8 protein-coding genes are annotated in these 5,772 nt (G+C 73.1%); all 8 read right to left on the reverse strand.

Annotated elements, in window-relative coordinates; translation table 11 throughout:
- The coding region (locus tag ACFQ87_RS43840) for a hypothetical protein (protein ID WP_380616639.1) at window positions 1-194 on the reverse strand (194 nt) is incomplete at its 3' end.
- A 137-nt stretch (window positions 195-331) separates the two neighbouring features.
- On the reverse strand, window positions 332-1,753 hold the full coding sequence (locus ACFQ87_RS43845) for a nitrate/sulfonate/bicarbonate ABC transporter ATP-binding protein (RefSeq protein ID WP_380616641.1): 1,422 nt from the start codon (window positions 1,751-1,753) through the stop codon (window positions 332-334).
- An 11-nt stretch (window positions 1,754-1,764) separates the two neighbouring features.
- Window positions 1,765-3,525, reverse strand: a complete 1,761-nt coding sequence (locus tag ACFQ87_RS43850) for an ABC transporter permease (protein WP_380616642.1) — start codon at window positions 3,523-3,525, stop codon at window positions 1,765-1,767.
- Between the two features lie 83 nt (window positions 3,526-3,608).
- A complete protein-coding gene (locus ACFQ87_RS43855) occupies window positions 3,609-3,977 on the reverse strand; it encodes a glyoxalase (RefSeq protein ID WP_380616643.1) in 369 nt (122 codons plus the stop codon).
- Window positions 3,974-4,465, reverse strand: a complete 492-nt coding sequence (locus ACFQ87_RS43860) for a hypothetical protein (RefSeq protein ID WP_380616644.1) — start codon at window positions 4,463-4,465, stop codon at window positions 3,974-3,976. The genes ACFQ87_RS43855 and ACFQ87_RS43860 overlap by 4 nt, the downstream gene beginning before the upstream one ends.
- 43 nt (window positions 4,466-4,508) lie before the next feature.
- Window positions 4,509-4,907 (reverse strand): winged helix-turn-helix domain-containing protein, encoded by a 399-nt coding sequence (locus ACFQ87_RS43865; protein ID WP_380616645.1) that lies wholly within the window; start codon window positions 4,905-4,907, stop codon window positions 4,509-4,511.
- A gap of 33 nt (window positions 4,908-4,940) precedes the next feature.
- Window positions 4,941-5,189 carry a hypothetical protein gene (locus ACFQ87_RS43870; RefSeq protein WP_380616646.1) on the reverse strand — a complete coding sequence of 83 codons (249 nt, stop codon included), beginning with the start codon at window positions 5,187-5,189 and terminating at the stop codon, window positions 4,941-4,943.
- 101 nt (window positions 5,190-5,290) lie between these two features.
- Window positions 5,291-5,578, reverse strand: a complete 288-nt coding sequence (locus ACFQ87_RS43875) for a hypothetical protein (RefSeq protein WP_380616647.1) — start codon at window positions 5,576-5,578, stop codon at window positions 5,291-5,293.
- Window positions 5,579-5,772: the final 194 nt, after the last annotated feature.

The following is a 5,772-nucleotide window of genomic DNA, read 5'->3' on the forward strand; positions in this document are numbered from 1 at the left end:
GGGTGTGTGTTCTTCCCTTCCAGTTTTGTTTCCTGTGGGTTTGTTGCTGTTTTTGGGGGGGGGGCGTTTTTCTTTGGTTTTGGGTCCCTCCCCCCCCCCCCCCCACCCCGGGCCACCACCCGGTCCGAGCGCACGATCACCGCCCCGAACGGGTAGCGCTCGTTCCTGCGGCCCTCCTCGATCGCCTGCTCCATGAACCGCTCGTGGCTCGGCGTCCCGGCGCCCGCCGCCGACTTCGCTGCCGCGTACGGTACCAACCCCGCCGCGCCGACCGATCCGAGGAATCCACGCCTGTTCAACATCCCGTGCCCTCTGTCCAGTTGCCGTGCCGTCACGGCAGCATTGTCCCCGGGAATGCCTCGTCCAGCCGGTACTCCCGCCGGGCCGCGTCGTAACCGAACAGGCCCGCGTAGCGGCCCCAGTCCGTCGCCGTCTCCAGCTGCCGGTCGACCTGCTCGCTGGTGTAGTGGTGGGCGAGCAGATCGCGGAAGAAACCGGCCCGGACGGTGGCGCCCGCTTCACCGCGGAGGCTGTTGGTGATCAGTCTGACCAGCGGCACCTCCACCGCCGCCGCGGCGAAGAGGGCGCGGGAGTCCTGGACGTCGGCGTGGGCGAAGGCGGTGCCGTCCTCGGTGAGGAGGAGGTCGTCGCCGTGGATCTCGGCGAAGCCGAGCAGGTCGAGGGCGTCGACCTGGGGCAGCATGTCGTCGATGTCGAGGCCGAGTTCGTCGGCGAGGTCGGCGAGGTCGCAGCGGCCGCCGCGGTGGGCGATCATCTCGGCGAGGCCGGAGAGGCCGTCGACGCTGGCGGTGGGCAGCGGGGTGGTGGCGAGGGTGCGGCGGTCGGGGCGGTTCGCGTCGGCGCGGCCAGGGTCGGGGCGGCCGGGCGGGCGGGTCTCCTTGGGGCGGCCGGTCATGATCCGGTAGACCCGGTCGACCAGTTCGTCGAAGGCGGCGCAGTCGCGGTCGCGCGGGCGGTCGAGGTCGACCTCGACGGTTTCGCGGATGGTGCCGTACGGGCGGGAGCCGAGGACGACGATGCGGTCCGCCATCAGGACCGCCTCCTCGATGTTGTGGGTGACCAGTACGACGGCACGGGTGGGGAACTGGCCGGATTCCCACAGTTCCATCAGTTCGCCGCGCAGGTTCTCGGCGGTGAGCACGTCGAGCGCGGAGAACGGCTCGTCCATCATCAGCACGTCCGGCTCGACCACCAACGCCCGGGCGAAGCCCACCCGTTGGCGCATGCCGCCGGAGAGCTCCCTGGGGTAGGCGGACTCGAAGCCGGCCAGGCCGATCAGGTCGATGGCCTGGTCGGCGGCCCGGGCGCGTTCGCGGGGCGGCACCCCGCGGGCCTCCAGGCCGAGTTCGACGTTCTGCCGGACGGTCAGCCAGGGCAACAGGGCGAAGGTCTGGAAGACCAGCGCGGTGCCGGGGTTGGCGCCGGTGAGCGGGGTGCCGCGGTAGCGGACGGTGCCGGAGCTGGGCGGCAGGAGGCCGGCCAGGCAGCGCAGCAGGGTGGACTTGCCGGAGCCGGAGCGGCCGAGCAGGGCGACGATCTCGCCGGACCGGACGGTGAGGTCGATCCCGGAGAGCACCGGCAGTTCGCCGTCGGCCCCGGCGTAGGCCTTGGTGAGGCCGACGGTCTCCAGCATGATCCCGTCGTCGACCGGCGGGGCCGGCGGGGCCGGGGAGTCCGGCGGGACCGCGGCCACGGGGGCGACGGCGGCGGGACGGAGGAACGGCAAACGCATCGGACGGAACCTCAATGGAGCGAGTAGCGGCGCTCGGCCAGCCGGTACAGCCGGCGCCAGAGCAGGCGGTTGAGGGCGACGACGTACAGGCTCATCACCGCCACCCCGGCGAGCAGGTGCGGGTGGTCGCCGCGTTCGGTGGCCCGGGCGATGTACGCGCCGAGCCCGGTGGCGGTCAGGGTGGTGCCGCCGAAGGTGACCACCTCGGAGACGATGGCGGCGTTCCACGCCCCGCCGGAGGCGGTGATGCCGCCGGTGACGTACGCCGGGAAGATCCCCGGGATGATCAGCCGCCGCCAGCGCTGCCAGCCGCGCACGCCGAGGTCGTCCATGGCCTCGCGCAGGTCGCTGGGGATGGCCATGGCGCCGGCGATGGCGTTGAACAGGATGTACCACTGGGCGCCGAGGGCCATCAGCAGGATGCCGCCGAGGTCGATCGACAGGCCGGTGCGAAGCAGCAGCCAGACCACCAGCGGGAAGAGGAAGTTGGCCGGGAAGCTGGCGAGGATCTGGACCAGCGGCTGGGCGATCCGGGTCAGCCGGGGCGAGAAGCCGATCCTCACCCCGACCGGCACCCAGACCACGGTGGCCACCGCGACCAGGACGACCACCCGGGCCAGGGTGGCCAGCCCGAGCAGCAGCGGCTCGCCGAAGACGCCGAGTCCGGTGCGGTGGGCGAGGTAGCGGCCGAGGTCGACCAGGCCCCAGAGCACGATGCCGCCGGAGACCAGGGCGAAGGTGACGTCCCCGGCCCGCTGCCAGGCCGGGTGGACGGCGAGCGGGCGGTCGTCGGTGCCGAACACCCGCCCGGCCCGGTTCAGCGCCCGCCCGAGGGGCCGCAGCGCCCGCCCGAGCAGCGCGGGCAGGTGGGAGCGGCGCAGCAGGTCGAGGACCGTGGAGCGCTGCACCTCGGTGGCCTCGGACTGCTCGTTGCGGAAGCGCTCGGCCCAGGCGGTGAGCGGCCGCCAGAACAGGAAGTTGACGCCGACGACGAGGACGGCCATGGTGGCGATCGCCCAGCCGACGCTGCCGAGGTCCCCGGCGGCGATGGCGGCGCCCGCGTAGGAGCCGACCCCGGGCAGCGCGTACCGCTCGTTGTCGACGGTGATCGCCTCGGAGGCGACGAGGAAGAACCAGCCGCCGCCGAAGCTGAGCATGCCGTTCCAGACCAGGACGATCATCCCCGAGGGCAGCTCCACCTTCCAGAACCGCATCCACCGGCTGCACCGGAACGACCGCGACAACTCGTCGAGTTCGCGCGGCAGCGAGACCAGCGAGTGGTAGAAGCCGAAGGTCATGTTCCACGCCTGGGACGTGAAGATGGCGAACACGGCGGCGCACTCCAGGCCCAGCATCGAACCGGGGAACAGGGCGAGGAAGCCGGTCACCGCGACGGTGAGGAAGGCCAGCACCGGCACCGACTGGAGGATGTCCAGCGCCGGGATGAGCACCCGTTCCAGTCGGCGGCTGCGGGCGGCGGCGTAGGCGTAGCCGAAGGTGAAGACGACCGAGAGCACGAGCGCGGCGAACATCCGCAGCAGCGAGCGCGCGGCGTAGTACGGCAGGTGGGACGGGTCGATGGAGACGGTCGCGTCCCGGGCGGTGGCGAACCGCACGGTGGTGTCCTGCCCGACCCGCAGCGCCAGGTAGAGCAGGACCAGCACGGCGGCCGCCACCACCGCGTCCACCCAGACCGTCCGGGCCCGGCGGCGCGCGGCCCGGGGCGGCAGCGGGCCCCGGGACAGGTCCGGGGCGGACTTCAGCAAGGACATGACGGGACCTCCGGCGCGCAAACCCGGGCAGTCTGCTCCCTGTTGACGTCCGTATGCAAATGGACCGGTGCCGGACCGGCCGGTCAGCTCGCCGCCTCGACGAACTCCAGCAGGTTGCCGACCGGGTCGGTGGTGTAGAAGCGGCGCCGGGGCGGCAGGCTCTCGTCCCAGACCACCTGGGCGCCGAGTTCGGCCAGCCGTACGGCGAAGTCGTCGATCTCGCAGACCGCCATCCCGGGGTGGGCCTTGGTACTGGGACGGAAGCGCTCCTCGATGCCGAGGTAGAGCCGGACCCGGCCGCCGTCGGCGGCGAACCAGCAGCCGCCGCGTCCGGTGAGCGGCTGGGGCTTGGGGAGCTCGGCCATCTGCAGGACGTCGCCGTAGAAGGCGCGCAGCAGGGCCTCGCTGCCGGGTGGGGCGGAGAGCTGGACGTGGTCGAGGGCCGTGATCACTGCGGCCTCCTGTCGGACGGTGCGGTCAGGGTGGACGTGGCGTGCTGCCGGGCGGCGGCGACCAGCAGCCGGGCGGTCGGGGTGGGCAGGTCCAGGTGGTTGGCGATCCACTGCGGGTCGTGCCCGTGGGTGGCGAACACCCAGGCGGTGTACAGCCGGTTCAGGCCCGGGGCGCCGGGGGCGAGCAGCAGCGGGCGGACCTGCTCCATCGGGAAGCCTTCCAGCGAGCGGGCGCTGAACCACTGGGTGTCGTCCTCGACTGCGACGGCCCGGTCCGCGAGCGGGCGGCCCGCCTGCCGCCGGCTCTGGGCCAGCAGCAGGGCGAGCAGCAGCCCGGCCGTCGCGGCGCCGATGAGCACGCCGGACAGGAAGGGCCGCAGCGGGGCCGGGGCGAGGGCGAGGGCGACGGTCTGGAGGCCGAGCAGGAGGAGGACGCCGCACAGGGCGGTCCCTCTGCCGGTCCGTGCGAACAGGGCGGTTCCGGTCATTGCGGTGTCCTCCTCCGATGACGTGGCCGGGTGGAGCTGTCGTTCAGGCGGCGCGGACCAGCCGGGGATCGTACTTGTAGCCGATCTGCCGGACGGTGGCGATCGCCTCCCGGTGGCCGGGGCCGAGCTTGCGGCGGATCCGGGCTATGTGGGTGGCGATGGTGCGGGTGTCGCCGGTGTCCGGCCGGCCCCAGACCGTCTCCATCAACTGGCGGCGGGAGTGCACCCGCAGCGGGTTGCCGACCAGGTGCGCGAGGAGTTCGAACTCCAGGTACGGCAGGTCGAGCTGCTGGCCGTCGACGGTGACGGTGCGCTGATCGGGGTCGACCACGAGGCCGTTGTCCGGGTCGGCGGGGGACTGCGGGTCGGGTGTCGGCCGCCGGGTGGGGACGGGGGCGTGGTCCGAGAAGATGGCGTCGAGCCTGCGGTAGCGCACGGCCATGGCGATGCTCCTTCGGCTGGTGGGTCGGTCGGTTCAGTGCCCGGGGTGCCAGGAGGCTTCCAGCCGGGTGGTCCCGTCCGGCGCGGTGACGGCGTGCCAGACGGCCCGCGGCCGGACCGGGCGGCCGGTCGATTCGGCGGCGACCGGGGCGGCGACGGCCTGCAGGACGGGGCTGTCGAGCGGGCTCTGCGCCAGCCGTCGGCCTACCGCGGCGAGGGCGGCGCGCAGGCGGCCGCGGTCGGTGGACGGGAGGGCGGGCTGGAACGCGGCGACGATGGACATGGCTGGTCACCTCCGTGACGGGACAATGAACTGTGAACAACTGCGCCCATGGGCACTGGAAATGAGTGTTCGTCGGATTTCGAGGGCTCGGCCTCCGGGCCTCAGGCCGCGGTCGCGGCGGCGGCCAGGTGGTGGGCAGCCGCGTGGGCGAGGCGGTGCGCGGCGGCCGGCGGGAGGTCCGCGAAGGCGGCGAGCCAGTCCGGGCGGTGCCCCTGGCGGGCCAGCAGGTAGGCCAGGTGGACGCGCGGCTCGTACGCGGAGGCCGGGCTGTCGGGCGTGCCCGAACGGGGGCAGGCGCCGGGGTCGTCGAGGCGGTAGGTGCGCTCGACGCCGTCGTGCAGGGTGAGTCGGATGCTCGGGCAGCGGTGGAACAGGGGGTTGGTGCGCATGGCCGTACTCCCTTCCTTCCCCCCGGGTGCGGGGTGGTTGAGGGTTCCGGGGCGGGCCGGGGGCGGCGGCGGTCGTTCGGGGCGCCGCCCCCGGCGTCCGGCTCAGTGGTTCAGCGCGGTCTGGACGATCTTGATGATGACCATGATCATCGCGATCAGCAGGTACGTGCGCAGGGCGCCCATGCCGATCTTGC

Source organism: Kitasatospora sp. NPDC056531, from assembly GCF_042794375.1.
GTDB lineage: Bacteria > Actinomycetota > Actinomycetes > Streptomycetales > Streptomycetaceae > Kitasatospora.